Here is a 26959-nt window from a genome sequence, read left to right as displayed (position 1 = left end):
TTTGAGATATAATTTAAATCTTAAAATATAAATTCTTAAAACTTTTCAGAAATAAATTTTGGAAAGTTTTTTGCTTTTAATCCGAAAAAAAATACATGAAAAATATAGTTTCTGCATTTGTGATCATTTCACTTCTTGTCTCTTTTAAAAAGGATTTAGAAGAAAATACGGTTGTAAAAAATAAGGACACAATAAAAGCGATAAAAGAACTTCCACAAATTAAGGTTGATTCTCTCATCGTGCAGGATTCAGCGAACATTTCAAAGAATTTATCTGCAGATTACCGTCAAAAATTGCTCACTTTAGAAGGGCTTGACAAAAAAGTTTTGGACAGTCTTTATTTTGGCGAACTTCTTTTGAAAGATAAACCTATGGAGGATTTTTCTAAAAAGAATATTCAACAGCGTATGATTGAGAACATGAAAAGTTATTTCGCAGATATAAAGGCTGGTGAAGAAGACTATGTAAGAGATTTTAAACAGACTTGGGACCAGTATTCAGATATGAAAGTTTTATCGCAAACAAAAGAGTTTCTTACAGTAAATTATAATGGTTATGGCTTCAGCGGTGGTGCTCATGGCAATGGATATGATTTGTATAAAGTGGTTGATATTAAAAATCAGTCAATTGTACAGTTGTCTGATTTGATTGAAACTTCAAAAATCAACTGGAAACCAATTTTATTAAAGCACGTTGACAAAGAAATGCTTTTTGACGAAAATATTACTGCAAATAAAAATTTTTATTTTGATAATCACTCAATCACATTTATTTATAATCAATACGAAATTGGACCTTATGTTTCAGGGATTATAGAAATTAAAGTTCCTTTTTCAGAAATAAAACAGGCGTTAAAACCCGAATTTAAAAAGAGACTTAACATTAACTAATATTAATGCTTCCCAATAAGGAAGCATTTTTTATTTATATTTTCACAAAAAAATGATATAATTTTTTGATTATATGTTTGTATATGCTTATTTTAGATAGAAATTACACCAAAAACAAAAAATTATCCTATGAAAAAAACAATTATACTTTTTGCTGTTGCACTACAAAGTGTTTTTAGTGCACAAACTGTAAGTACTTTGGCAGGAAGCGGTACACAAGGCAATACCGATGCTACCGGCGCGGCTGCGAGTTTTTATAATCCTTATGGAGTAGCGGTTGACAATTCTGGCAATATGTACGTGGCAGATTTTAGTAATAATAAAATCCGTAAGATTACTCCGGCAGGAGTGGTTACCACTTTGGCAGGAAGCGGTGCACAAGGCGCTACTGATGCTACCGGCACGTCTGCGAGTTTTAGGTTTCCCACCGGAGTAGCGGTGGACACTTCTGGCAATGTGTATGTAGCAGATACAAGTAATCTTAAAATCCGTAAGATTACTCCGGCTGGAGTGGTTACTACTTTGGCGGGAAGCGGTGCATATGGCAGTACTGATGCTATTGGCACAGCTGCGAGTTTTACTTATCCTTATGGAATAGCGGTGGATACTTCGGGCAATGTGTATGTAGCGGATACTTATAATTATAAAATCCGTAAGATTACTCCGGCAGGAGTGGTTACTACTTTGGCGGGGAGCGGTGCATCGGGCAGTACGGATGCTACCGGCACCGCTGCGAGTTTTTTTAATCCTTGGGGGGTAGCAGTTGACACTTCGGGAAATGTGTATGTGGCAGATAAAAATAATAATAAAATCCGTAAGATTACTTCGGCAGGAGTGGTTACTACTTTGGCGGGGAGCGGTACATTAGGCAGTACGGATGCTACCGGCACGGCTGCGAGTTTTAATGATCCTTATAGAGTAACAGTTGACACTTCTGGAAATGTGTATGTGGCAGATAGTGGTAATAATAAAATCCGTAAGATTACTTCAGCAGGAGTAGTTACTACTTTGGCAGGCAGCGGTACAGTGGGCAGCACCGATGCTATAGGCACGCTTGCAAGTTTTAATCTTCCTACCGGAGTCGCAGTGGATACTTCTGGCAATGTGTATGTTTCGGATCATAATAATCAGAAAATCAGAAAGATAAATGCGGTTCTTTCTACTTTAGAGAGTACCTTGATAACCATAAAACCGTATCCTAACCCTGCATCTTCTTTCTTTATGCTAGGGGGGCTTGGTAAAAGATGCACTGTAAAGGTATTTGAGATGAGCGGCAAACTGGTTCTTTCACAAGAAGCCGACAAAGGAGACTCCATCAACGTAGAAAACCTAAGCAGGGGAGTCTATTTAGTAAAAGTAGGAAGTCAGATCTTTAAGCTTATCAAGGAGTAAATTGTCCGAAAACATAAACATAAACGAACTATCAACATTAACTAATATTAATGCTTCCAAATAAGGAAGCATTTTTTATTTTTGTGATATGGAAAAAGTAGCCTTCATTATCAATCCTTTTTCAGCCAAAAAAAATTACCAGCCTTTTCTTAACGAGCTGAAAAACAAAGTGAAAAATCCGCTGTATTACATCTCAGAATCAATTCCGGGAACTGATGATTTTATCCGCCAAAACTTTGAAAATGTTGATGTTTTCGTAGCAATAGGAGGGGACGGCACTATTTCCACAGTAGCGAGCAATATTATCAATTCAGAAAAAATTCTCGCCATATTTCCTGCTGGTTCTGGAAACGGGTTTTCAAATGAAACACAATTCAGTAAAAATCTGGATGAGCTTTTAGAAAAAATCAAGGTTAAAAAATCTCGAAAAATAGATACTTTCACAGTAAACGAAAGACTTTCCATCAATGTCTCGGGAACTGGTTTCGATGGAAAAGTGGTAAAAGAATTTGAAAAAACCGACCGGGGATTTAAGAATTATATCAAAGTTACTCTTCAGACATTTTTTAGCTACAAACCTATTAAACTTCAGTTTTCTGATGAAAAACTGGCTCAGCACAACGGAAAATATCTGATGGTAAACATTGCGAATACGCGTCAATTCGGTAATAATGCCTACATCGCACCAATGGCGAGCAAAAGTGACGGTTTGGTAGATATGGTTTTGGTTAAAAAATTTCCTTTAACATATTCACCACTTTTTGCATTCAGAATGTTTACCAAAAAACTGAAAGACGACGATTACGTCACCTATCTTCCTGTTTCTGAAATTGAATTCAGTGTCAATACCAAAAACTGGCATCTCGATGGTGAATTCAATAAAATAGAATCTCCCATCCGCATCAAGGTACATCCTGCAAGTTTGAATATTTTGATTTAAATCATTTAGTGTGAATAAAAAAGCCCTCCGAGAGGAAGGCTATAAAACACAAATGATGAAAATTGATTATTCCTATAATCAGATACAAAATTAATAGTCTGATAATTAATTTTTTGTGGCTTCAGTCATATCTTTTGTCTCTAAATTTCTAATTTCTTCTCAATCTCATGAGGATTTGCCAAGCAATATTTCAGTTGTTCTTTGTCTAATTGTTTTTCCCAATTGGCAACAACAACAGTCGCTACAGAATTTCCAATGACGTTGGTTAAAGCACGGCATTCACTCATAAATTTATCAATTCCCAAAATCAAAGTCATTCCCGCGATCGGAATTTCAGGAACGACTGCTAACGTGGCTGCTAAAGTAACAAATCCGGCTCCTGTAACGCCTGCCGCACCCTTAGAACTCAACATGGCTACCAGTAAAAGCATCAGTTGTTTTTCTATTGAAAGATCAATATTTAAAGCCTGGGCGATAAAAAGTGAGGCTAAAGTCATGTAAATATTCGTTCCGTCAAGGTTAAAAGAATAGCCCGTTGGAACTACCAAACCGACAATTGCTCTTGAGCAGCCTGCTTTTTCCATCTTTTCCATAATTCCCGGAAGGGCAGATTCTGATGAGCTTGTTCCCAAAACCAAAAGAAGTTCTTCTTTCAGATAATACATCAGTTTAAAAATATTAAAACCATTGTACCAGGCAACTGCTCCCAAAACCAAAACAACAAAAAGTGCTGATGTGATGTAAAAAGTTCCTACCAGAAAAATAAGATTTAAAACAGATGCCAATCCATACTTACCAATAGTAAAAGCCATCGCACCGAACGCACCGATAGGAGCTAATTTCATCAGCATGTGAACAATCTTAAAAATCGGAGCTGATAAAACCTGTAAAAATTCAGTGACTTTTCCGCTTTTTTCTTTCGTCAAAACCAAAGCTACCCCCATGAGAATTGCGACTAAAAGTACCTGAAGAATATTCTCTCCAATCAATGGACTGAAAAGGGTTTCCGGAATGATATTCATGATGAAACCTGTTAAAGTAGTATCGTGAGCCTTTTGCTGATACTGAGAAACATCGCCAGAAAGACTTGCAGGATCAATGTTTAAACCAGCTCCGGGTTGCAATAAATTCCCGACAACGAGTCCAATAATTAAAGCTAAGGTAGAGAATGTGAAAAAATAAATCATTGCTTTTACGGCAATTCTTCCTACCTTTTTCAAATCGGTCATGTGAGCAATTCCTAAAGTAAGCGTAATGAAAATTACCGGTGCAATAATCATTTTAACCAATTTGATGAAGCCATCGCCCAACGGTTTCATTTTTTCACCAAGTTCAGGATAGAATGTCCCGAGAAGGATTCCAAAAACAATAGCTACAATAACCTGAAAGTAGAGTTGCTGATAAAACTTTTTTGATTTCAAAGTATAAATTTGTGACGAAATTTAAGAAAATTAGCAATACGACTTTTGTAATTTGTCAAATAAAAGACAGAAATAACGAATCCGTCATCTCTGATGATTAAAACTATGCTCTAACAGCCTACTATATTTCAATCTAATATTGTCCATTTTTCCTGAATTTATTCCTTTATAATTTTTTTCGAAATCTCTTTTCCGTCAGTATTTTTTGCCTGTAAAAGATATATTCCTTTTGGTAAATGTTCCACAGAAATACTTTTGGTATTTTTATTCTGTTCAAAAACTTTAATACCTGTAAAGTCCCTGAAAGATACTTCCGAAAGTTCTTCCGAGAAATTAAGGGTCGAGTTTACTGGATTGGGATATATATGAACTTCGGATATTTTTTTGTTTTCGCCTGTTGAGAGTGGCATGGTTATTTTGCAGATACGGTCATTACCGGAATTTGCTGTATATAGATTTCCCAGACTGTCAAAAACCATACTGTAAGATATCGTGGTGCTTGATAAGCTAACCCAATTTGCAGTTACCATTCCTGATGATGTAATTTTACTGATTTTATCACCAAAACCAATGGTAAAGATATTTCCCGTATCATCCATTATGATCTCCCATGGATTTGTTCCACTAGGGAGTATTGCCCAACTGTTAATTATAGAACCCGATGGGCTGATTTTACTTACAGTACTATTAGTAAGATTGGCCAGATAAAAATTTCCGGTAGCTACGTCTTCAACCATTTTGGCAGGACCTGTACCACCGGGCAGCTGAATCCAATTTTGGGTTACGGTTCCAGAAGGTGTAATTTTACTGACATTGCTGTTAGAATTTCCATTTGGAAGATAGATATTATCTGAAGAATCTATGGTTATACTATTTGGGAAAGAGTTGAACGCCAAAGCTGCCCAATTCTGAGTCACTATTCCGGAAGGTGTTATTTTGCTTACGGTGCTGCTGTTATAGTTTGCAGTATAAAGATTTCCGTTACTGTCTATTGCGATTCCCCTGGGAGATGAATTGCCTGCTAAAGTTGCCCAAGCAGGAATAACAACGCCAGTGGAACTTATTTTGCTTACTGTGCTGTTTCCAAAATTTGCAGTATAGATATTTCCAGAATCATCCATAACGAGCTCCTGTGGTAATGAATTGGGAACTAAGGTTGCCCAGTTTTGAGTAACTGTTCCGCCGGGACTTATTTTACTTACAGAATTTCCATTAGAGTTAGCGGTATATAAATTGCCAGCATCGTCTATTATAATATCTAGAGGATCACTTCCAATCGTTAACTGTGCCCAATACTGATTAACGGAAACCTGTGCAGAGAGAGTTGTTTTTAATGTTAAAAAAATTAAAAAGAGGAAAGTTTTGATTTTCATATACTAATTATTTTAGATGTTTTGGTGCTTTATTGAGAATTTCTGCTGATTAACAGTGTAATATTCAAAAATAATAAATTTAAAACAATATAGTGTGAAAAATATTATGCAGAATAAAATAATGAATGATGTGGAGTATTTTTATTCCACCGCTACAGAATCATCTCCACGACCATCTGCAACAGCGTGAATATTTCCGTTTTCGTCTACTAAAATCATTTCTGTCCTGCCGAGTTGATTCCATCTTTCAGCTTTATAGCCTAAATTTTCAAGGTTTTTGATGGTGGATTCTGGAAAATTCTTTTCAAAAGCTACAATTTCCGGTAACCACTGATGATGAAATTTTGGAGTATTTACAGCAAGATTGGCATTCAATTTAAAATCAATCACATTCACAACAGACTGAAAAACCGAAGTTGGAATCGTGGTTCCACCAGGGGTTCCCACAACCATAAAAGGTTTGCCGTTTTTCATCACAATCGTTGGAGTCATTGACGAAAGCATCCTTTTGCCGGGCTGAATTTCATTGGCTTTTCCGCCAACTGCCCCAAACATATTAGGAACGCCTGGTTTTACAGAGAAATCATCCATCTCGTTGTTTAAGAAAAATCCGGCACCGGAAACAACGACTTTGCTGCCGTAGAGACCGTTTAAGGTAGTTGTCACAGCCGCTGCGTTTCCATCTTTGTCAATTACAGAAATGTGCGTGGTTTCTGTGGATTCTTTAGGCTGTTGAACTATTTTTCCAACTTCTGAACTTGCTGTAGCTTTTTTGAAACTAAAAGATTTCCATCTGTTTTTTAAATAATCTTCTGAAATTAAGTATGAAGTTTTATCATCTATAAAAGCTGGATCGCCCATGTATTCTGCTCTGTCGGCAAAAGCACGTCGTTCGGCTTCGACCATAATTTGAACTGCTTCCGTGGAATTATGCTGATACTTCTGAAGATTTTCAAAACATGACATTTTCAGCATTTGTGCCAGAAGAATTCCTCCGCTGGACGGCAAAGGCATGGAAACGATATCGCTTTCTTTATATTTAAAATTCAAAGCCTTTCTTTCGACAACTTTGTAGTTCTTGATATCTTCAAGACTGATAATTCCGTTGCCGTTTTTCATTTCTTTTGTAATGAGTTCAGCGGTTTTTCCTTCATAAAAGCCCTTCATTCCGTTTTTCTGAATGAGTTTTAAGGTTTCAGCCAGTTCTTTTTGTATTAAAATATCGCCTTGCTTCCAATCTGAATTTTTCACAAAAGCAATTTGATTTTTATTATGCTTTTCAAAAAACTTTTTGCTGTAATTTAATAATTCTGCTTCCTGATTAGTGATTGCAAAACCCTTTTCAGCAATATCAATTGCTGGCTGGATAAGTTTTTCCATTGGAAGATTGCAATACTTCAAAGTGGCAAAAAATCCTGCAACGCTTCCGGGAATTCCTACAGCTAAACGCCCATTTTGTGAGAGATCAGTATCTGCATTTCCTTTTTTGTCGAGATACATATCTTTAGAAGCTTTATTGGGAGCGGTTTCACGGTAATCTAAACTGAAATTTTCTCCGTTATTTTTTACACCAATCAAAAAACCGCCTCCGCCAATGTTTCCGGCTTGTGGATAAACGACAGCCAAAGCGTATTGAGTTGCAACAACGGCGTCATAGGCATTGCCGCCTATTCTGAGGATTTTTGCTCCTGCTTCACTGGCTAAAGGATGCGCGCTGACAACAACACCTTTTTTAAAAACTTTCACTTCTTTTACAATCTGAATATCTTTGTATTGTGCTGAAAATGAACTTCCAGCAAGCAAAAGAATATAGATAATCTTTCTCATCTTAAAATTTTACACTCTAAATTACACTTTTTGTTTCACGGTAGTACCTAAAATTTTTATTTTTGCTTTCAGTCAACCAATAAAAAATAAAAATGGAGTCTTTCACAGAAAAAATACTGATAACAGGAGCTTTAGGGCAAATAGGAACCGAACTTACCAACCGTCTTGTTGAGATACATGGTGCTGATAATGTGGTTGCTTCGGGACTTGATAGATACCAAAAAGACCTTACATCTGCCGGACATTATGAAAGAATGGATGTGACCAATACGCAGCTGGTAAGACAGGTAATTAAAGATTATGAGATCACTACTGTTTATCATTTGGCTTCTTTATTGTCAGGAACGTCAGAGAAACAGCCTGTTTTCGCATGGAAACTGAATCTTGAGCCTCTGTTGCATTTTTGTGAAATGGCGAAAGAAGGTTTGCTTAAAAAGATTTTCTGGCCAAGTTCAATTGCAGTTTTCGGGAAAGGAATCCCAAAAGAAAATGTTGGGCAGGACGTTGTTTTAAATCCCACAACAGTTTACGGAATTTCTAAGATGGCAGGTGAAAAATGGTGCGAATATTATTTTGATAAATATGGTGTTGACGTAAGAAGTATCCGTTATCCCGGTTTGATTTCCTGGAAAACTCCTGCTGGTGGCGGTACTACTGATTATGCTGTTGAAATTTTTTATGAAGCTCTGGAAGAAGGGAAATACACAAGTTTTATTTCTGAAAATACAGGAATGCCGATGCTGTATATGGATGACGCCATCAACGCAACCCTGAAATTAATGGATGCTCCAAAGGAAAGTTTGACCGTTCGTTCTTCTTATAATTTGGGCGGAATGTCATTTACTCCAGCTGAACTTTCAGCAGAAATTAAAAAAGAGATTCCAGAATTTGAGATTGATTATAAACCGGATTTCAGACAGGCAATTGCTGATTCTTGGCCTGCATCTATTGATGATTCTGTAGCTAAAAAAGACTGGGGATTATCCTATAATTTCGGGATTTCTGAGATGACAAAAGATATGATTAAAAATCTAAAAGTAAAACTGAATAAATAATTTTCAGCTTTAAGTAAATGTTTAATATTTTTTGTTCAAATATTTATTTTAAAGTGTTTTATGGTTTTTATCTAAAATTAACTTGAATGATTTTATTAACTTTCAATATTGTGAATTCTGATGCTGAATGTAAAAATACAGCCGGCATTTCGCTGATTGAAAGACTGAAAATCACAGAAGAAAATACAAGATCGATTTTAAAAATTTTAGATGAACATGACATTAAAGCGAGTTTTTTTATTGAAATTTCTATCATAGAAAAACTGCAGCAACTCATAAAAGCAATTTCTGCTCAAGGGCATGAAATTGCTTTTTATAATGAAAATTCCACGCTTGCAAAAATTGAAAATGTAAAAAAGCAGACTCAGGAATTACTTGAAAAACAGATTCGCGGGATTCGGCAAAAGGAAGTAAAATATCCTTTGGAAGATTTGAAGATGCTGGAATTTAATTATGTTTCCAATATTGACAATTCTGACATTCTTTTTCCCTTCAAAAGACTGAAAAGAGATACTGAAATAACCGAAGAAAACGGGGTGAGTATTGTTCCGGAAAGTATCTCGCCTTACAGTCAGCTTCCGTATAATGATTTTGTTTTTCAGGCTTTGCCGATGCAATATTATCAAAACATGGTTTTTGAGACGTTAAAAAGCGAAGAATTTGTGCTTATTTACATCAATTCATGGCAGTTTACGGATTTTAAAAAGTACGGCTTAAAAATGCCTTTTTACCGACGCTACAATTCGGGCAAAAAAATGGAGGACAAACTCAATGCCCTCCTTACTTTTGTTAACGAGAAAGAATTGGCAACTTCCCGTATGAAAGATTTTATTTTTTAGTTACGGGTTGCGTGCTAAGAGTTTCGCGTTACAGGATGCGCAACAATCTTTTTCTACAGACATCACAACGCCAATCTCAAATTTCAAATTTCAAATTTAAAACCTCAAATCTAAAATCAAAAAACTACGAGAGCTCAAAAAGCGTAATCTCAGGCAAAACTCCAACTCTTCCAGGATAAGCTAAAACGCCGAATCCACGGTTCACATATAGCAATTTTCCTTCGCTTTCATACAAATCTGCCCATTTCGGATATTTGTATTGTACAGGCGACCATTTTACATTTTTCAAATCCAAACCAAACTGCATTCCATGCGTATGTCCAGAGAGTGTCAAATGCACATTTCCCGGGTGTTTTTTCACGATGGCATCAAAGTGAGAAGGGTCATGGCTCATCAATATTTTTGGAGCCAATTCCGGAACGTTTTTTAAAGCCTTATCCAAATCTCCATACTGTGGAAACGGCTTCAGACCCCAGTTTTCAATCCCTAAAATGTAGAGTTTTTCTCCGTTTCTTTCAATGATGCGGTGTTCGTTTCTTAAATTTTCAAAACCTGCCTGCTTTTCATAATTAATAAGGGTTTCAAGATTGTCAATCTTCGCTTGCGGAGATTTCCAGGTCACGTAATCGCCGTAATCATGGTTTCCTAATGTCGCCAACTTGCCGTCTTTCGCTTTTATCTTTGAAAAAAGTGGAATGAAAGGTTTAAATTCTTCTGCAACATTATTCACCATGTCACCAGTAAATAATACCAAATCAGGCTTTTGTTCATTAATTAAGTCAATCGCATGTTGCAGTTTCTCAGGATTTGGAAAGCTTCCGCTGTGAACATCGGAGATCTGAATAATTTTATATCCTTTAAAACTTTTTCCAAGTCCAGGAATTTTAATTTTCACTTTTCTTACTTTGTGCCTGAATTTCCCAAAAGTAATTCCATCAATAAATAATGCAGAAAATGCACCTCCCAAACCTAACCCAACAAGGCTTAAGAATTTTCTTCTTTCCGGAAAGAAATGATCCCCAGGTCTGGTGAAGTTGAAAAAATAAGTTCCGGTTCGGAAAATATCATCAACCAATAGAAATAAGACGACAAAAATTTTAGGTAAGATAAATATCAAAAACAATGAAACGGTAAGATGAAGTCGGGTAGGGTCTTTGTCCGCACGGGATATATTGGTAAGCTCGTAAGCGAAAAGTCCGTAAACTGATAACGTAATTGCCCAATACGCAATTCTGATCCAGAAATTATCTGTAAGCGTTCTTACTGCCTGATAAATGTAGATTTCCAGAAAAAGGAAAATAGCGGTAATGATTAAAAAATTCTTCTGCATAATGTTTAAAAAAAGCACAAAAGAGACTTCCTTTGTGCTTTGTATTTTAATTTAAATAAAATTTTAAGGGAATCTGTAAACAATTGCATTGATGTTCATTCCGGCACCTACCGAAGTCATCACTACATTGTCTTTTGCTTTAAACGAATGACCCTCCATTTTTCCTTTAATAATTAAATCAAACATGGTAGGAATTGTTGCTACAGATGAATTTCCAAACTCCTGAATCGTCATTGGAGAAATAGAATGATCGTAATCTTTGATGTCGTACAGCTTGTGAAGCCTGTCTATCATTGCGTAATCCATCTTTGCATTCGCCTGATGAATTAAAATTTTGCTGATATTTTCAATAGATAAATCGGCATCGTCGATGGTTTCTTTGATGGCTACAGGGACATTTTTAAGAGCGTACTCGTAGATTTTTCTACCCTGCATTCTCACATAAAGTCTGCTTTGGTCAGCTTCTTTGTTGATTGAAGGTCCGTTGGCAAGATAATTCAGTTCCAGTCCGTTGTCGCAGATTGTATTGTGGGCGATAATTCCCACATTTTCTTCCTCAGTTGCGGTAACAACTACAGCACCAGCACCGTCGGCGAAAATCATTTTATTTCTGTCGTAAGGATCGGTCACTCTGCTTAAAGTTTCCCCACCAATGACCAAAATGTTTTTTGCTGTTCCTGCTTTAATGAATTGGTCTGCTAAAATCATAGCTTCTACCCAGCCCGGGCAACCAAACATCATGTCATAAGTAATACACTTTCTGTTTTTGATGCCTAAAAGGTTTTTCACTCTCGCTGCCATGTTGGGCATGAAATCTGCGTAGCCGTTTACTGTAACTTCACCAAAATTACTTGCGTAAACAATGTAATCTAATGTCTCCGGATCAATATTGGCATCCTCAATGGCAATTTTTGCAGCTTCGTAACCAATCTTTGAGTTGGAAAGATCATCTTCTATAAACCTTCGGTTTTCAATTTCTGTGATTTCTACAAATTTTGAAATGGTTTCTTCTGCTGGCTTGTCAATTTTCTGTCCGTCTTCAGCATAAAATTCAGAATTTAAGAAAAAATCTCGTCCTATAATTCTGTTTGGTAGATAAGATCCTGAGCCAATGATGATCGTATTAGGCATTTTTATACAATTTTTTTAAGGTTGCAAAGTTAATAATTAATATTAATAAGAAAGAATTAAAATTATTATTAAATTTGCAAAAATTCTACTTTACATACTTATGAAAAACAATCCTTCGTTAAAAGGTCTTTTGATAGCATTGGTGGCGTTTGTGGGAGCCTTTGGGATTTATTTCTTTTTTCTTGCGAAGAAAAACTATTACGTGGTAGATAATCCTACAACGAAAACATTCTACTACAGAATAAATAATGATAATGAAGGCGTAATCTCCGCCGGTCAAACTGTCAATATTGATCTAAACAAAGGCAAAAACAATATCAAAGTTTTTGATCAGAATAAAAAATTACTTTATGATTCTGCATTTGAAGTGAATAAATTGAGAGGGCTGATTAATCTTGCTCATCAAGATTATTACGTTAATGAGCAATATTATGGGTACAACCTAAAGAAAGATTCCTTACTTTTGGCACTTGATAAGACTGTGATTGACGGGAAGACCTATTATGGAGGACCGAAACATTTTAATAAGCTTTACACAGAAGATTTTTATTATAATGTAGATGAAGATTATGACAAGCTGATTAAAAACATTCAAAAGGTAGAATCCCGCACCAAAATATTCAGAAAGCAGGATTATCTTAATTATTATAACGAATATTACAAGTTTTGACAAAAGATATCAATAATGTGACGCCTTACAACTCTGAGGCAACCAAAAAAAGCCAGGTGGAGGATATGTTTGACAATATTGCTCCAAAATACGATTTATTAAATCACGTTTTATCAATGAAAATTGATGTTTTGTGGAGGAATACTTTGGTCAACTGGATGAAAAATGACAGCCCGCAGGAAGTGCTGGATGTAGCTACAGGAACGGGAGATCTTGCAATTGCGGTTGAAAAAGGTACACAGGCGAAGGTAGTTGGTTTAGATTTATCGCAACAAATGTTAAATGTTGGCGTTATTAAAATAAAAAAACTTAAATTAGACGGCAAAATTTCTATGCAGAAAGGCGATGCTGAAAATCTTCCTTTTGAGGATAATAGGTTTGATGCAGTCTCTGTAGCATTTGGAGTAAGAAATTTTGAAAACCTTACCAAAGGTTTGTCTGAACTGAGAAGAGTAGTGAAAGAAAACAAAAGTATTTATATACTTGAGTTCTCTAAGGTAGAAGGATTTTTAGGACCATTTTATATGTTTTATTTTAAAAACATTTTACCTGCTATAGGTAGATTGGTTTCTAAAGACAACAGGGCCTACACCTATCTTCCGGATTCTGTGAATGCTTTCCCTTTTGGTGAAAAAATGAAACAGATTCTTTTAAATACAGGATTTAAAAAAGTTGAATATAAAAAACTAAGTTTAGGTATAGCCACAATTTATAAAGCAACAAAGTAACCTATGAATAAATTTTTATTAAAAGCACTGGTTTTTGCCTCAGTAAATATCGCAGTTTTTGCAGATGCACAATTCAGAACCCGTAACAGGATGGATAAGTTGGAAAGTTTTGATCAGCAGAAGGTCAGCTGGGGATTCTATCTTAATGGTAATATGATGGATTATCATATCAACCTGAACCCGAGATACGGTATGGATGGGAATGCAAATCTCGTTACATCAAAACCAAGTTACAGCTTTGGTGCAGGGCTTATCGGTAAACTTAGAATCAATGACTATCTTGATCTTAGAATGGAACCGGGGTTACAGTTTGGTCAAAGAGAAATTGTTTTTTACACTCAGCCAAATGACAAGTATCAGGACGGTACTTTAACGAATCCTCCTTTTTCACCAATTGGACTTTCAGAGAAAGATACACACAGACAGGTTAAGTCTACTTTAGTAGATGTTCCTGTTTTGCTGGAACTTCATGGTGACAGATGGTACAATTCAAGACCATATATTGCTGCGGGTGTAAACTATATTGTAAACTTGCAGTCAAATTCAGATTCTACAGAAGATAACCTTCAGCAGGTTTTCAGATCTACCACGCACAATTTTGCATGGTCAGCTGAATTTGGTGTTCAGTTTTATTTCAATAAATTTAAATTAACACCTGCTGTTAGAGGAACGTTCTTTATGAACAATGAAATGGTTGCTGATAATGCTACCACACCTCCATATTGGGCATCTGCAGTATCTACACTTCAGACGAGAGCGGTAATGTTTGTTCTTAAATTTGAATAATTTAATTAAATGATAATAAAGGAGATACAGAAATGTGTCTCCTTTTTTCGTTTTACACCTAAATATCATGGTTTTTATTTTTGTTCGTACCATTATTTTCCTATTTTTGTGAGAAGTTAGAATATCAACCTGAAATGCTTCAAGAATTAGAAAATCAATTTTCGGAACTGGAAAAAAAGATTCATAATCTCCATAAAAATTATCAGAATCTTTCCGATAGATTTTCAGAATTAAATGCAGAGCATACCGAGCTGAAGAAGAAGTATGATGAAGAAAGAAAAAGAGGTCAGGTCTTAGCAGAAGAACAGAAAAATATAAAATTGTATTCAGCAATATCAGGAAATCCTGAACACAACAGACTTATGAAAAACCACATCAACAGATTGGTGAAAGAAGTAGACTTTTGTATTGCGCAGCTTCAAAACAGTGGATTGTAATGGATGTAAGAAGAATAACCATCAACATTGCCGGAAGAGTATATCCGCTGAATGTACCCGCAGCTGAAGAAGAAACACTGAGAAAAGTGGGGAAGCAGATCGAAAATATGATTAAGGATTTTGAACAGAATTTTGACGTGAGAGATAAACAGGATGCATTAGCTATGTGTGCCTTAAAATTGGGTACGAACGCAGAAATGGTGTCTCTTGCCAACGAAAAAAATATAAAATCTGCCAGCGAAAGATTAGCAAACATTAATCAGATGCTGGGAGAAACCGGGAAATAGATTTTTTTTCCCAAAACAAACTGCCTACAATAATTCTAACACATTAAGGTAAACTCAACGCTAAACAATTAACGTTCGAATGTCTTTTCAATGGCGTGCTGCTTTACGCAGATTACAGAGAGAAGAAATCAGATCAAATCGTGTAGATCAGGAGTTTACTCTAAATCTCTGAATTGTTGTGGGCTTTTTTTATTTTTAAAAGACAATTAAACTCAATATATATATGATAACAGCCATTATAGTCGGCGTGATTTGTTTAGTAATTGGTGCGGTAGTAGGAATGCTATTTTCCAAAAGCTCACTCAATACCAAAGCAAAATTCATCGTTGATGATGCCAAAAAAAATGCAGATAATCTTCTTGAAAAAGCCAATTTACAGGCAGAATCCATAAAAAAAGATAAACACCTGCAGGCAAAAGAAAAGTTTTTAGAATTAAAATCTCAGCATGACGCAGACATTCAGACACGTGAAAAGAAAATGCAGGAAGCTGAAAAACGCACCAAAGACAAAGAAAACAAACTCAATGACGAGCTCAGCAAAGCAGGAAAATTAGAGAAAGATCTGGACAGACAGATTGCTGATTATGCCAAAAAGAATGAAATCATTGAAAGAAAACAACAGGATCTCGATACTGCAACAGCTAAAAAAATCGAGATGCTTGAGAAAATTTCAAACTATACAGCAGATGAAGCCAAAGCTGAATTGGTAGAAACATTAAAAGCAGAAGCAAAAACCAGAGCTCAGGCACACGTTCAGAGCATTATGGAAGAAGCTCAGCTGAATGCAAAAAGTGAAGCAAGAAAAATCGTTATCCAGACCATTCAGAGAATTGGAACGGAGCAGGCTATTGAAAATTCAGTATCTGTTTTCAATATCGAATCTGATGAAGTAAAAGGCAGAATTATCGGTAGAGAAGGTAGAAATATCCGTGCTTTGGAAGCGATGACTGGTGTTGAAATCATCGTTGATGATACTCCGGAAGCAATTCTTCTTTCATGTTTTGATCCTGTGAGAAGAGAAATTGCAAGATTATCGCTTCACAGACTGGTAACAGACGGAAGAATTCACCCAGCAAGAATCGAAGAGGTTGTAGAAAAAACCAAAAAGATGATCGAAGAAGAAATCATCGAAGTGGGTAAAAGAACCATTATTGATTTAGGAATTCACGGTTTACACCCTGAATTGGTTAAGATCGTCGGTAGAATGAAATACCGTTCGTCTTACGGACAAAACCTTCTTCAGCACTCAAGAGAAGTAGCAAACATCGCTGCAACAATGGCTGCAGAATTAGGCTTAAATGTAAAAATGGCGAAAAGAGCCGGTCTTCTTCACGATATCGGAAAAGTTCCTGAGCAGGAATCTGAACTTCCTCACGCACTTTTAGGAATGCAGTGGGCTGAGAAATACGGTGAAAATCCAGAAGTGGTAAATGCCATCGGAGCTCACCACGACGAGGTGGAAATGACTTCATTATTATCACCAATCATTCAGGTTGCCGATGCGATTTCAGGAGCAAGACCGGGAGCAAGACGTCAGGTTTTGGAATCTTATATCCAAAGACTGAAAGATCTTGAAGCGGCAGCTTTAAGTTTTGAAGGAGTTTCTTCAGCTTACGCAATTCAGGCAGGTAGAGAACTGAGAGTAATGGTTGAAAGCGGAAGAGTAAATGACGAGCAGTCTGCACAGCTTTCTTATGATATTTCAGAGAAGATTCAGAATGAATTGACGTATCCTGGGCAGGTAAGAGTGACCGTAATTAGAGAGACAAGAGCTGTAAATATCGCAAGATAATTTTTCAGTTTATAATATTAGAAAACCCTTTCAGGCAACTGAAAGGGTTTTGTTTTGTTTAATAGTGTCATTTATTTACAGAAAAACTTATTTTCTTCAATATACTTTTTGCTCATCTCAATACTCTCAAAAATATCTTTATCACTCGAATCCTGCTCTACAAACCAATGTTCCAGTCCTGCTTTTTCTTTATATTTAAAAATTCTTTCAAAGTCAATTGTTCCACTGCCGACTTCTGCAAAATCTTTTGTTCCGGCTTTCATGTCTTTCACATGCCATAATGGAAAACGTTTAGGATACTTTTCAAAATAAACCAAAGGATCGAGACCGGCTTTTGAAATCCAATATAAATCTAATTCCATTTTGACAAGATCTGAAGATGTGTTTTCCAGAATGAAATCATAGAAATTTCGCTTCTCATCCATTTTCAGAAATTCAAAATCGTGATTGTGATAGGCGAGTTGAATTCCGTTTTGTTTTGAAATTTTCCCTGCATTTTCTAATACTTCAGGGAGTTTGCGGTATGATTCCAGATTTCTTTCGGCTTCGGGAAGATAGGAGCACACGGCATATTTCGCTCCTATAAAATTCAAATCATCTAAAGTCTGTTCCCATTTTTTAAGCAAGGTTCCGTTTTCATTATCGGTCATTCCGGTGCGGTGGTGCGAACTGATTACTTTTAAACCACTACTTTTTAAGATGTGACTGAATTCTTTCGCAGTTTTTCCGAAGAAAGTTCCATTGTAACCATAAATTTCAAACTCGGTAAATCCCAGTTTTGCAAGCCGCTCAAATGTTTCTTCTAAATTTTTTGAAATCGAATGACGAACAGTGTACAGCTGAATAACCAAAGCCTTTGCCACAGGATTTGGTTTGGAAATTCCACATGAAATTCCAAGAAACCCCAATGATGATAATGCTAAAAAATCTTTGCGGTTCATACTGTTTTAAAGGAAAGGTTTCATCTCATCTTCAATCTGCGTTCTCAGCTCCATCAGGCGTTTTGCGTATTTTTCCTGTTGCTTTTCCTCTTCTGTTTCGGGAATCCATCGTGGAACGGGAAGTTTTTTTCCGTTTTCGTCAACGGCCACAAACACAATGATGCAGTGGGTTTTCTTGTCGAAGGTGGGTTGCTTTAAATTTCTTGAAAAAACATTGATTGAAATATGCATGCTTGACGAACCGGTATAAATGACCTGAGCCTCGACCTTTACAATTTCACCAATCTTAATAGGTTCATAAAAACGGATTCCGCCGACGTAGACGGTTACAGAATAATTTCCGCTCCATGTTGTTGCGCAGGCGTATCCGGCCTGATCGATCCACTTCATTACACTTCCTCCGTGTACATTTCCGCCATAATTGACGTCTGATGGTTCAGAAATAAACTGAAAAGTCACTGGTTTATTCTCCATTTATCATAAATTTTTACTAAAGGTATTTAATAATTCTTAAAACGGCATATTAAATCCTATTTTTGCAGATTGAAAACTGAAGGGGTTTTCATTTAACCATTAGAAAATGTAAAACTCTCAATGAAAAAAGTATTTTATCTTAATACATGTGACACTTGCAGAAAAATTATAGGACAGTTTAATCTTAAAGAATGGGAACTTAGAGAAATCAAAAAAGAGCCCATCACAAAGGAAGAAATCGAGGCGATGTATGAGCATACAAAATCTTACGAAGCTTTGTTCAGCAAAAAATCTACTCAGATCAAACTCAGAGAAATAGATTTAAAGACTTTGACTGAAGATGATTATAAAGAATTACTTCTGGATCATTATACCTTTTTGAAACGTCCGGTTTTCCTTACAGATAAAGAAATTTTTGTAGGCAGCGAAAAAGCGACTGTACAAAGTGTGAAAGATTATTTCAGAGCAGATTAATCTATATAAAAGATTTTTTGATATAACCAAACCTCACAGGTTTTCAAAACCTATGAGGTTTTTTTGTGTGAAGAATTCCCGAATTTTTAAAAATATCATTTGTATAGATTTCCAAACCTAACGGGTTTTCAAAACCCGTTAGGTTTTTCGACAGGTATTTCTTATCTGTATCTTGTCTTTTGTTCCAAACAGTTTGCCTGAAACAAAAGACGATCTCCGGAAGTCTCAAACAAGTTGTGGGAAACAAACAGAGGTCTCCGGATGTCTCAAACAGTTTGCGGGAAACAAAATGCGATTGCAGGAAGTCTCAAACAGGTTGTGGGAAACAAAATGCAATTGCAGGAAGTCTCAAACAGTTTGCGGGAAATAAACTGCAATACGTTCAAACCTAACGGGTTTTCAAAACCCGTTAGGTTTTTGCGGAAATTAGAAAAAGGTATCTTTTGAAAATCTACAAATCATTGTTAAAAAGCGGAATTATCTCCTAGCCCGGATAGAAGCGGCATCCTTTTTTGTGGTGGACGGAACGAAGAGGAGACCACCGCAAAAAAGATACAGCGTATAGCCGGATTAAGCTCCTAAAAAACAACCGCCTCATCATTTCTGACAAGGCGGTTTTCTGTAAAATATGTTTTTCCTGATTATACAAATGGCATTTTTACCACTTTTGCAGGAATGTTTTTGTTTCTTACCTGAATGAAAATTTCAGTTCCCAGTTTGAAGTGAGGCTTGTTTACGTAAGCGATCCCCAAACCGATTTTCTTCATTGGCGACTGCGTTCCTGACGTTACTTTTCCGATCACGTTTCCTTCTGCATCTACAACAGGATAGTCGTGTCTTGGAACTCCTTTGTCTGTCAATTCGAAGCCAACTAATTTTCTTGTTACGCCTTCTTCTTTCTGCTTTGCGAAAGTATCTTTAGAAACAAAATCTTTGTCGAATTTTGTGATCCATCCTAAACCGGCTTCTATTGGAGAAGTGGTATCGTCGATATCCATTCCGTACAAGCAGAAACCTTTTTCAAGTCTTAAAGTGTCTCTGGCAGCCAATCCGCAAGGAATAATTCCTTCTTCGGCACCGGCTTCGATGATAGCATCCCAAAGTTGCTCAGCATTATGATTGTTGAAATAAATCTCAAAACCACCGCTTCCTGTGTAGCCTGTGTTTGAAATGATGACATCGCTCACTCCGGCAACAGAACCTACTGTAAAATGATAGTAAGGAATTTCTGAAAGGTTGGTTTCTGTGATTTTCTGAAGAATTTCGGTCGCTTTCGGACCCTGAACTGCCAACAGAGACATTTCGTCTGAAGCATTGGTCATTTTCGCTCCGAAAGTATTGTATTTTGAGATGTGATCCCAGTCTTTATCGATGTTTGAAGCATTTACAACCACAAAATATTTTTCGTCAGCCATTTTATAGACGATTAAGTCGTCTACAATTCCACCGTCTTCGTTCGGAAGACACGAATATTGAGCTTTTCCGTTTTCTAAAACGTCTACATTGTTTGTTGTCACAAACTGCAAAAGGTCTTTTGCACCCGCACCTTCAATGAAAAACTGTCCCATGTGAGAAACGTCAAACAGACCCGCTTTTTCTCTTACTGCAAAATGTTCTTCCGTTACTCCGGAATATTGTACAGGCATTTCAAATCCTGCAAAAGGTACTATTTTCGCTCCCAGAGAAACGTGCTTGTCGTACAGTGCTGTTTTTTTCATGTTTAATTTTTATATTTATTTTCTGTTCTAATTGTAATAGTTTTAAAGCAAAGTCTGAAAAGATTTTGACTTTATTTTTTAATTTTAAAACTTTCAAAGGCTTCGCTGAAAAGCATTTTGTAATTTCCGTTCCAGTGTTTTTGCTGGCAGTTGATGCTTACCAAAAACAAATCTTTGTTTTTCTGATATACTTTCGTAACCCAGAAAAGATTTTCTTTTTCATCAAAATAATCATACTGATATTCTGAGTATCCTTTTTTACTGCCTGTATTTTTTACTTTTTTCTCGTCGTCTGCAGAATTGTATAAAGCTAAAATAAATTTCTTTACTTCCTCTTTAGGCAAATTTAAATCGTGGTATTCTGAAATGGTAATTGCACCAATCTGATTGGTCGGGAAAATATTGACAATCCCTTCATCATTCGTTGCCTTCCACAAATCGGGCATTTTGATTGAATAATTTTCGCTTTCGTAAAGTTCTGTTCCCAGTTTTTGTGAAAACGAAAAAATGCTGAACAAAAATGCAGTAATTATAAAAGTTTTTTTCATCGTTGCGTGTTTTTAAAAATGATGTTTGTATTCTTCAAGAATGATTTTAAACCATTCGGTGAACTGTTCGGGATGTGCAGAAATTTCTTTGTCTAAATCTTTTAATGAAATGTAACGAACTTCTTCCACCTCATTTTTATTTAAATTAAATTCTGAGTTGTAGTTTCCGATAAAAACATGGTCGAGTTCATGCTCCCAAAGCCCGTTTCCGACGTCTGCTTTATAGATAAAATGAAATTTTTCTGAAAGTTGAGTTTCAATTCCCAGCTCTTCATTCAATCGGCGGTTGGCACCTTCAAGGTATGTTTCGTCAATTCTTGGGTGCGAACAGACAGCGTTCGTCCATTGATTGGGAGAATGGTATTTCTCTGAAGCCCTTTTCTGTAAAAGCATTTCGCCGTTTTCGTTAAATAAAAAAACCGAAAAAGCACGGTGCAGCAAACCATTGATATGAGCCTGCTGTTTTTCCATTAAACCTAAAACTTGATCTTCGGGATTTACTAAAACTACCAATTCTTCCATTCCTACAAATTTAAGTTTTAATCGTGATTTCGTAAAATATTTGTTTAAAATTTTTAATATTTATGAAATATTGGCTTTTATTTAAATAAAAATTCAGCACTAATTTTATTGAAAATGCAATGAATTGAGGTGTATCACTTATTTAAAATATTATTATTGTTAAAATTTTAACATCAACTAAGATTAATATATCTGTTTCATCATTAATGCTTAACTTTGCACTTTAAAAATTTGAACGATGGAACTAGATTATATTGAGCATATCAGTCCGATTCTGAAAGATGGAGTTAAGAATTATTTAATTGATATCGACGGAACAATTACTGAAGATGTTCCGAACGAAGAACCTGAAAGAATGGTTACCTGCGAGCCTTTTCCTGATGCACTGGAAACAGTGAATAAGTGGTACGATGAAGGACATCAGATTTGTTTCTTCACGTCAAGAACAGAAAATTTGAAGCAAATTACCATCGATTGGTTAGACAAACACGGATTCAAATACCACAGTGTTTTATGCGGAAAACCAAGAGGTGGAAATTATCACTGGATCGATAATCATTTGGTAAGAGCTACAAGATACAAAGGTAAATTTACCGATTTGGTGGAGAAGCAAGTGACCATCGAAGTTTTTAAAGAAGATTAAATCAAAGAGAAGATTTAAAGATTAAACGAAAGGCGAAAAGCCGGAAATTCTTTTAATTTTTAAATCTTTTTACATTTTAAATAGATTATTAAGTAAGTTATGAAAGTTTTAGCAAACGACGGTTTAGACCAGTCCGGAATTGATGCGTTAACCGAAAAGGGCTTTGAAGTAATTACCACAAAAGTTCCTCAGGAATTTCTTTTAGATTACATCAACGAGCACAAAATTCGTACAGTTTTGGTAAGAAGTGCCACACAGGTAAGAAAAGATATTATTGATAATTGCCCGTCACTGGAAATCATCGGAAGAGGTGGAGTAGGAATGGATAACATCGATGTAGATTATGCAAGAGAGAAAGGAATTCACGTGATTAACACGCCTTCTGCTTCTTCAGAATCAGTTGCAGAATTGGTTTTTGCCCACTTGTTCTCAGGAGCAAGATTTTTACAGGATTCCAACAGAAAAATGCCTTTGGTAGGAGATACTGAGTTTGCTTCTTTGAAAAAAGCTTATGCTGCAGGTATCGAATTAAAAGGAAAAACCATCGGAATTGTTGGGATGGGAAGAATCGGTCAGGAAGTGGCAAAAATTGCTTTAGGTCTTGGGATGAGAGTAATTGCTGCCGATAACATGATTGGAAAAGCAAGTATTAAAGTGACATTCTACAACAATCAATTCATTAATGTTGATATTGAAACTGAACCTTTGCAGGAAGTTTTGAAGCATTCAGATTTTATCACACTTCATGTTCCGGCTCAGAAAAACGGTTATATGATTGGTAAATCTGAGTTTGAAATGATGAAAGACGGTGTTGCTATTGTGAATTGCTCAAGAGGTGGTGTGATTGATGAAACTGCTTTGATTGAAGCTTTAGATTCAGGGAAAGTAAGATTTGCCGGTTTGGATGTTTTCATAAACGAGCCAACACCTTCAAGGGAAATTATTACGCATTCTAAAATCTCTGTTACGCCTCATACCGGCGCTTCAACACTGGAAGCTCAGGACAGAATCGGGCTTTCTTTGGCAGAGCAGATTACAAGTATTTTACAAATTCAATAATTACTTTGAATTTTTGAATCATAAACAGAAACGCCGCAAATTTTTGCGGCGTTTCTGTTATATATTGTTTTTCGTTTTCAGTAAATCTCTGATTTCCATTAATAACTTCTGATCTTCAGTAGGTCCTGCAGGAGCTTCAATTGGAGCATCTTCTTTTTTACTTAAACTTGCAATTCCTTTAATAAGCATAAATAAAACAAATGCTACAATTAAGAAACTGATAACCGAAGAAAGGAAATTACCATACTTGACACCGTTCCAGGAAAGTTCTGCAATGTTTTTTACGTTTGCTTTTTCTAAAGCGGGGTTTAGAAGTAATGGCGTGATAATATCATCCACAAATGATTTTACAATTGCACTAAAAGCTGCACCGATAATTACACCGACTGCCAAGTCAACTACATTACCTTTAAAGGCAAAATCTTTAAAATCTTTAATAAATCCCATAATTTATATTTTTAAATGTTTTACACAAAAGTATCATTTAAATATAATAATATTAGAAATTTTGGGTGTTTTTTTGCTTTAGATAATAAATAATTTTAAATAATTATGGTTAAATTTATTAAAACCTTACTCTAATGAAAATTTTCACAGCACAAAATATAAAATCAGCAGATTTATTTACGATGGCAAATGAGCCTATTTCGTCTGTAAATTTAATGGAAAGAGCAGCTCAAAGTTGTGCGGATTGGCTTTATTTAAACTGCAAAAATCACACCCGTTTTGCAATTTTTTGTGGTAACGGCAATAACGGTGGCGATGGTTTTGCCATCGCAAGAATGTTGTATCTGAAAGGTTTTGATGTAGATGTTTTTATTGATCAATCTAATTCTAAGTTTTCTGATGATGCTTTGGTTAATTTTAAGAGACTGAAAGATATTTCAGGAATTGCGGTTCATGATTTTGATGATGTAGAAAAATTTAATTTTGAAAAAAATGTTTTGATTGATGCGCTTTTTGGAACAGGTTTGTCAAGAAGTCTGGAAGGAATTTATAAAAATGTAGTTGAAAATTTAAATTTTAAAAGCAATCCTAAAATCTCAATTGATATCCCTTCAGGATTATTTGCAGATAAATTAAATGATGAAAATGCCATTGTTTTTAAAGCAGATTTCACTTTGACTTTTCAATTCAGGAAAAAGACTTTTCTCCATCCCGAAACTGGAAAATTTGCCGGAAAAGTAATTGTTTTAGATATAAATTTAAGTGATGAATTTATTGAACAAACAGAAACTGATGATTTTGTGATTGATGATGATTTAATTTTAAAAATATTTAAACCAAGAGAAGATTTTGCTCATAAAGGAACTCACGGCAAATCGATTATTGTCGGCGGAAGTTATGGTAAGATTGGAGCTGCAGTTCTGGCTACAAGATCTGCGCTGAGAACAGGTTCGGGTTTAACATTTGTTGTGGCTCCGAATTGTGGTTATGAAATTCTTCAAACCAATTGCCCTGAAGCCATGTTTATCGATGGAGGAGAAAGAAATGTTCATCAAATTGAAAAACAAGAAAATGCTGTTTACGGAATTGGGCCTGGTTTAGGAACAGAAATTCAGACCGAAAAAGTTTTGATTGAATTTCTTATAAATCATCAAAAGCCTTTGGTTTTAGATGCTGACACCTTAAATATTATTTCTAAAGATAAAAAGCACTTAAAATCAATTCCTGAAAATTCAATCATCACGCCACATCCGAAAGAATTTGAAAGACTTTTTGGTAAAACTGAAAATTCGTTTGAGAGATTAAATTTAGCCAAAAGAAAAGCAAAAGAATTGGAAATTTTTATTGTTTTAAAAGATCATCACACGCAGATTGTATCTCCTGATGGAAAAGTTTATTATAATATTACAGGGAATTCCGGTTTGGCAAAAGGAGGAAGCGGCGATATTCTCACAGGAATTTTAACTTCACTTTTAGCTCAGAAATATTCTTCAAAGGAAGCATCAATTCTAGGTGTCTGGCTTCATGGGAAAGCTGCAGATTTTGCCGCAGAAAAGTATTCAAAAGAAGCAATGCAACCCACTGATGTGATCGATGAAATCGGAAATGTCTTTATCGAATTAAACAAAAAAGCCACAATAAAATTGTGACTTTCTGTGATATTTTTTAAGCAAAACCTAAGAGCTAACAGCTAATACTTAATCTGGTTTTGCATTTTCAGCCTCCGTAATTTTCATTTTTTTAGAATAAATCATAATGACAACTCCGGCGATAATAAACGGAATTGACAAAATTTGACCCGTATTTAATCCACCGAATGATAAATATTCGTCTCCCTGCGGTTCTTTCAGGAATTCTACAAAGAATCTGATAGCCCAAAGTATGATGAAAAATAGACCAAACAACCAACCTTGCTGATATTTTTTGTTGGTTTTTCTGTACAAAATCCAAAGCAGAACAAAAAGCAAAACATAACCAGTTGCTTCAAGCAGTTGACCAGGATATCTAGGCACTGTAAGACCGTATTCGTCGCTCATTTGTGGGAATAAAATCGCTAAAGGAGAGCTTGGATCAACCTGCTTTCCGATGATTTCTGAATTGAAAAAATTTCCAACTCTCACAAAAGCACCACCTAACGAAACCACAATTCCCAATCTGTCATACACCCAAAACGGATTTTTCTTAATGATTTTAAATGAATAGTAAAGTGTTGTAAAAATCAACATGATTGTCGCTCCATGACTTGCCAAACCTGAAAAACCGGTGAATTCAAGTTCAGGTTTTGTTTTGATTGGTAGAAAAACGCTCAGAAAATCTTCTTTAAAAAGTTCAGGCTCATAGAAAATAACGTGTCCTAATCTCGCTCCCAGGATGGTTCCAAGTAAAGTCCATGTAAAAAGCGGATCAAGATATTTTATATTCACATGATCGATGTCGAATATTTTTTTCATTAAAATATATCCGAAACCAAAAGCAAAAACAAACATTAAACTGTAGTAATGGAGTGTAAAAGAGCCAATTTTGATTCCCACTGAAGGATCCCAAATTTTATATTCTGTTTCCAGAGAAACCTGATCTGCTTCTGTGAGAGGTTTTGATGACTTTAAAATGTATTTGAAATCAGCTTTATTTTGTGCTGGCTTAAAATCTTTATTTAAAAACTGATACCCATTTTTCTGAAGAATCATAAAAGAATTGTCGTAAAATTCTCCCCAGCCGTTTTTTCCTTCGAGATTGGCTTTGTTGACAATTATTAAACTGTTTGTCACATTTTTCCCTGCAAAATCAGCAAAAGTTTTAGCATCCGTGGTGGTGAAAACTTTTACGGGAACAGGCTGACTGTTCACGACTAAATTAGCATCAGAAACTCCACCGGGATAATTCTGAGCAAAAATATTCTGAACGAAAAATGCGAAAATTAGAAGATAAACTCTAAAGAATATAGTATTCATTATAAAAATGTTTTTAGCATTAGTGATTGCATTTTGGTGGAACAGGATCATAACCGCTGCCTCCCCACGGATGACATTTTGAAATTCTTTTTACTCCTAGCCAAAATCCTTTAAAAATCCCATGAACCTGAAGCGATTCTACCATATAATGAGAACAGGTAGGCTCGTAACGGCAGTTTTTGGGAAGTAATGGCGAGATAAACCATTGGTAAAATCTGATGAGAATTACCAAAGGGAATGTTATAATTTTATTGAATGAAAGTTTCAAAACATTGCAAAAGTAG

Annotated in this window: 28 protein-coding genes; 15 read left to right on the top strand and 13 right to left on the bottom strand. The window is 35.7% G+C overall.

The window, feature by feature from the left end:
• Positions 1 to 95 precede the first annotated feature (95 nt).
• The 3 genes from AC2A1G_RS13385 to AC2A1G_RS13375 all read left to right on the top strand — a co-directional run bounded on the left by AC2A1G_RS13385 (position 96) and on the right by AC2A1G_RS13375 (position 3222).
• Positions 96 to 890: a DUF3298 and DUF4163 domain-containing protein gene (locus AC2A1G_RS13385; RefSeq protein ID WP_484047414.1), complete on the top strand. Its 795-nt coding sequence runs from the start codon at positions 96 to 98 to the stop codon at positions 888 to 890.
• Positions 891 to 1019: 129 nt separating this feature from the next.
• Complete coding sequence (locus tag AC2A1G_RS13380) at positions 1020 to 2282, top strand: NHL domain-containing protein (RefSeq protein WP_484047413.1); 1263 nt, start codon at positions 1020 to 1022, stop codon at positions 2280 to 2282.
• 88 nt (positions 2283 to 2370) lie between these two features.
• Positions 2371 to 3222, top strand: coding sequence for a diacylglycerol/lipid kinase family protein (locus AC2A1G_RS13375; protein ID WP_484047412.1), 852 nt, complete (start codon positions 2371 to 2373; stop codon positions 3220 to 3222).
• Positions 3223 to 3362: 140 nt separating this feature from the next.
• Here AC2A1G_RS13375 and AC2A1G_RS13370 read toward each other — a convergent pair whose 3' ends face one another.
• The 3 genes from AC2A1G_RS13370 to ggt form a co-directional block, all read right to left on the bottom strand.
• A complete protein-coding gene (locus tag AC2A1G_RS13370) occupies positions 3363 to 4643 on the bottom strand; it encodes a dicarboxylate/amino acid:cation symporter (RefSeq protein WP_484047411.1) in 1281 nt (426 codons plus the stop codon).
• Positions 4644 to 4801: 158 nt separating this feature from the next.
• A complete protein-coding gene (locus AC2A1G_RS13365) occupies positions 4802 to 6016 on the bottom strand; it encodes a virginiamycin B lyase family protein (RefSeq protein WP_484047410.1) in 1215 nt (404 codons plus the stop codon).
• A 141-nt stretch (positions 6017 to 6157) separates the two neighbouring features.
• Positions 6158 to 7843, bottom strand: a complete 1686-nt coding sequence (ggt, locus tag AC2A1G_RS13360) for a gamma-glutamyltransferase (protein ID WP_484047409.1) — start codon at positions 7841 to 7843, stop codon at positions 6158 to 6160.
• 92 nt (positions 7844 to 7935) lie between these two features.
• On the opposite strand from ggt, the gene AC2A1G_RS13355 reads away from it, so the two are divergent.
• Together AC2A1G_RS13355 and AC2A1G_RS13350 are read left to right on the top strand one after the other, a co-directional pair.
• Positions 7936 to 8898 (top strand): NAD-dependent epimerase/dehydratase family protein, encoded by a 963-nt coding sequence (locus AC2A1G_RS13355; protein WP_484047408.1) that lies wholly within the window; start codon positions 7936 to 7938, stop codon positions 8896 to 8898.
• Positions 8899 to 8984: 86 nt separating this feature from the next.
• Positions 8985 to 9737 (top strand): polysaccharide deacetylase family protein, encoded by a 753-nt coding sequence (locus AC2A1G_RS13350; RefSeq protein WP_484047407.1) that lies wholly within the window; start codon positions 8985 to 8987, stop codon positions 9735 to 9737.
• Positions 9738 to 9861: 124 nt separating this feature from the next.
• Here the strand turns inward: AC2A1G_RS13350 and AC2A1G_RS13345 are convergent, their stop codons facing one another.
• Both AC2A1G_RS13345 and AC2A1G_RS13340 read right to left on the bottom strand, forming a co-directional pair.
• Positions 9862 to 11067, bottom strand: a complete 1206-nt coding sequence (locus AC2A1G_RS13345) for a metallophosphoesterase (RefSeq protein WP_484047406.1) — start codon at positions 11065 to 11067, stop codon at positions 9862 to 9864.
• 63 nt (positions 11068 to 11130) lie between these two features.
• Positions 11131 to 12198: a 3-oxoacyl-ACP synthase III family protein gene (locus tag AC2A1G_RS13340; protein WP_484047405.1), complete on the bottom strand. Its 1068-nt coding sequence runs from the start codon at positions 12196 to 12198 to the stop codon at positions 11131 to 11133.
• 100 nt (positions 12199 to 12298) lie between these two features.
• Here AC2A1G_RS13340 and AC2A1G_RS13335 point away from each other — a divergent pair, with 100 nt between their 5' ends.
• The 6 genes from AC2A1G_RS13335 to rny all read left to right on the top strand — a co-directional run bounded on the left by AC2A1G_RS13335 (position 12299) and on the right by rny (position 16898).
• Complete coding sequence (locus tag AC2A1G_RS13335) at positions 12299 to 12868, top strand: hypothetical protein (RefSeq protein WP_484047404.1); 570 nt, start codon at positions 12299 to 12301, stop codon at positions 12866 to 12868.
• A complete protein-coding gene (ubiE, locus tag AC2A1G_RS13330; protein WP_484047403.1) occupies positions 12865 to 13596 on the top strand; it encodes a bifunctional demethylmenaquinone methyltransferase/2-methoxy-6-polyprenyl-1,4-benzoquinol methylase UbiE in 732 nt (243 codons plus the stop codon). The genes AC2A1G_RS13335 and ubiE overlap by 4 nt, the downstream gene beginning before the upstream one ends.
• A gap of 3 nt (positions 13597 to 13599) precedes the next feature.
• A complete protein-coding gene (gene porT / locus AC2A1G_RS13325) occupies positions 13600 to 14382 on the top strand; it encodes a type IX secretion/gliding motility protein PorT/SprT (RefSeq protein ID WP_484047402.1) in 783 nt (260 codons plus the stop codon).
• Between the two features lie 134 nt (positions 14383 to 14516).
• Positions 14517 to 14819 carry a hypothetical protein gene (locus AC2A1G_RS13320; RefSeq protein ID WP_484047401.1) on the top strand — a complete coding sequence of 101 codons (303 nt, stop codon included), beginning with the start codon at positions 14517 to 14519 and terminating at the stop codon, positions 14817 to 14819.
• Positions 14819 to 15106 (top strand): cell division protein ZapA, encoded by a 288-nt coding sequence (locus AC2A1G_RS13315; protein ID WP_262152524.1) that lies wholly within the window; start codon positions 14819 to 14821, stop codon positions 15104 to 15106. Before AC2A1G_RS13320 ends, AC2A1G_RS13315 begins: the two co-directional genes overlap by 1 nt.
• A gap of 223 nt (positions 15107 to 15329) precedes the next feature.
• Complete coding sequence (rny, locus tag AC2A1G_RS13310) at positions 15330 to 16898, top strand: ribonuclease Y (protein ID WP_484047400.1); 1569 nt, start codon at positions 15330 to 15332, stop codon at positions 16896 to 16898.
• A gap of 71 nt (positions 16899 to 16969) precedes the next feature.
• Here the strand turns inward: rny and AC2A1G_RS13305 are convergent, their stop codons facing one another.
• Positions 16970 to 17839, bottom strand: coding sequence for a sugar phosphate isomerase/epimerase family protein (locus tag AC2A1G_RS13305; protein ID WP_484047399.1), 870 nt, complete (start codon positions 17837 to 17839; stop codon positions 16970 to 16972).
• 6 nt (positions 17840 to 17845) lie between these two features.
• Positions 17846 to 18313 carry an acyl-CoA thioesterase gene (locus tag AC2A1G_RS13300; RefSeq protein ID WP_484047398.1) on the bottom strand — a complete coding sequence of 156 codons (468 nt, stop codon included), beginning with the start codon at positions 18311 to 18313 and terminating at the stop codon, positions 17846 to 17848.
• A 120-nt stretch (positions 18314 to 18433) separates the two neighbouring features.
• On the opposite strand from AC2A1G_RS13300, the gene AC2A1G_RS13295 reads away from it, so the two are divergent.
• Positions 18434 to 18787 carry an arsenate reductase family protein gene (locus AC2A1G_RS13295; protein WP_056030611.1) on the top strand — a complete coding sequence of 118 codons (354 nt, stop codon included), beginning with the start codon at positions 18434 to 18436 and terminating at the stop codon, positions 18785 to 18787.
• 641 nt (positions 18788 to 19428) lie between these two features.
• Here AC2A1G_RS13295 and gcvT read toward each other — a convergent pair.
• From gcvT to idi, 3 genes are all read right to left on the bottom strand, one after another.
• Complete coding sequence (gene gcvT, locus AC2A1G_RS13290) at positions 19429 to 20505, bottom strand: glycine cleavage system aminomethyltransferase GcvT (protein WP_484047397.1); 1077 nt, start codon at positions 20503 to 20505, stop codon at positions 19429 to 19431.
• A gap of 71 nt (positions 20506 to 20576) precedes the next feature.
• The gene (locus AC2A1G_RS13285) at positions 20577 to 21053 is read right to left on the bottom strand and encodes a hypothetical protein (RefSeq protein ID WP_484047396.1); all 477 of its coding nucleotides are present in this window, start codon (positions 21051 to 21053) and stop codon (positions 20577 to 20579) included.
• 12 nt (positions 21054 to 21065) lie between these two features.
• Positions 21066 to 21575: an isopentenyl-diphosphate Delta-isomerase gene (gene idi, locus AC2A1G_RS13280; protein WP_484047395.1), complete on the bottom strand. Its 510-nt coding sequence runs from the start codon at positions 21573 to 21575 to the stop codon at positions 21066 to 21068.
• Positions 21576 to 21813: 238 nt separating this feature from the next.
• Here idi and AC2A1G_RS13275 point away from each other — a divergent pair, with 238 nt between their 5' ends.
• Entirely contained in the window at positions 21814 to 22218 is a 405-nt protein-coding gene (locus AC2A1G_RS13275) for an LNS2 domain-containing protein (protein ID WP_484047394.1), read from the top strand.
• 99 nt (positions 22219 to 22317) lie between these two features.
• Positions 22318 to 23277 (top strand): D-2-hydroxyacid dehydrogenase, encoded by a 960-nt coding sequence (locus AC2A1G_RS13270; protein ID WP_484047393.1) that lies wholly within the window; start codon positions 22318 to 22320, stop codon positions 23275 to 23277.
• 57 nt (positions 23278 to 23334) lie between these two features.
• Here AC2A1G_RS13270 and mscL read toward each other — a convergent pair whose 3' ends face one another.
• Complete coding sequence (gene mscL / locus AC2A1G_RS13265; protein ID WP_484047392.1) at positions 23335 to 23724, bottom strand: large conductance mechanosensitive channel protein MscL; 390 nt, start codon at positions 23722 to 23724, stop codon at positions 23335 to 23337.
• Between the two features lie 134 nt (positions 23725 to 23858).
• On the opposite strand from mscL, the gene AC2A1G_RS13260 reads away from it, so the two are divergent.
• On the top strand, positions 23859 to 25373 hold the full coding sequence (locus tag AC2A1G_RS13260; protein ID WP_484047391.1) for an NAD(P)H-hydrate dehydratase: 1515 nt from the start codon (positions 23859 to 23861) through the stop codon (positions 25371 to 25373).
• Between the two features lie 48 nt (positions 25374 to 25421).
• On the opposite strand, the gene lgt is transcribed toward AC2A1G_RS13260, so the two are convergent.
• Together lgt and yidD are read right to left on the bottom strand one after the other, a co-directional pair.
• The gene (lgt, locus tag AC2A1G_RS13255; protein ID WP_484047592.1) at positions 25422 to 26288 is read right to left on the bottom strand and encodes a prolipoprotein diacylglyceryl transferase; all 867 of its coding nucleotides are present in this window, start codon (positions 26286 to 26288) and stop codon (positions 25422 to 25424) included.
• Between the two features lie 406 nt (positions 26289 to 26694).
• On the bottom strand, positions 26695 to 26943 hold the full coding sequence (gene yidD, locus AC2A1G_RS13250; protein WP_484047390.1) for a membrane protein insertion efficiency factor YidD: 249 nt from the start codon (positions 26941 to 26943) through the stop codon (positions 26695 to 26697).
• Positions 26944 to 26959: the final 16 nt, after the last annotated feature.

The sequence above is a fragment of the Chryseobacterium sp. HNCC26DJ240 genome (genome assembly GCF_057180485.1).
The sequence above is the reverse complement of the archived record's forward strand: the minus strand, read 5'-3'. Positions and strand labels throughout refer to the sequence as shown.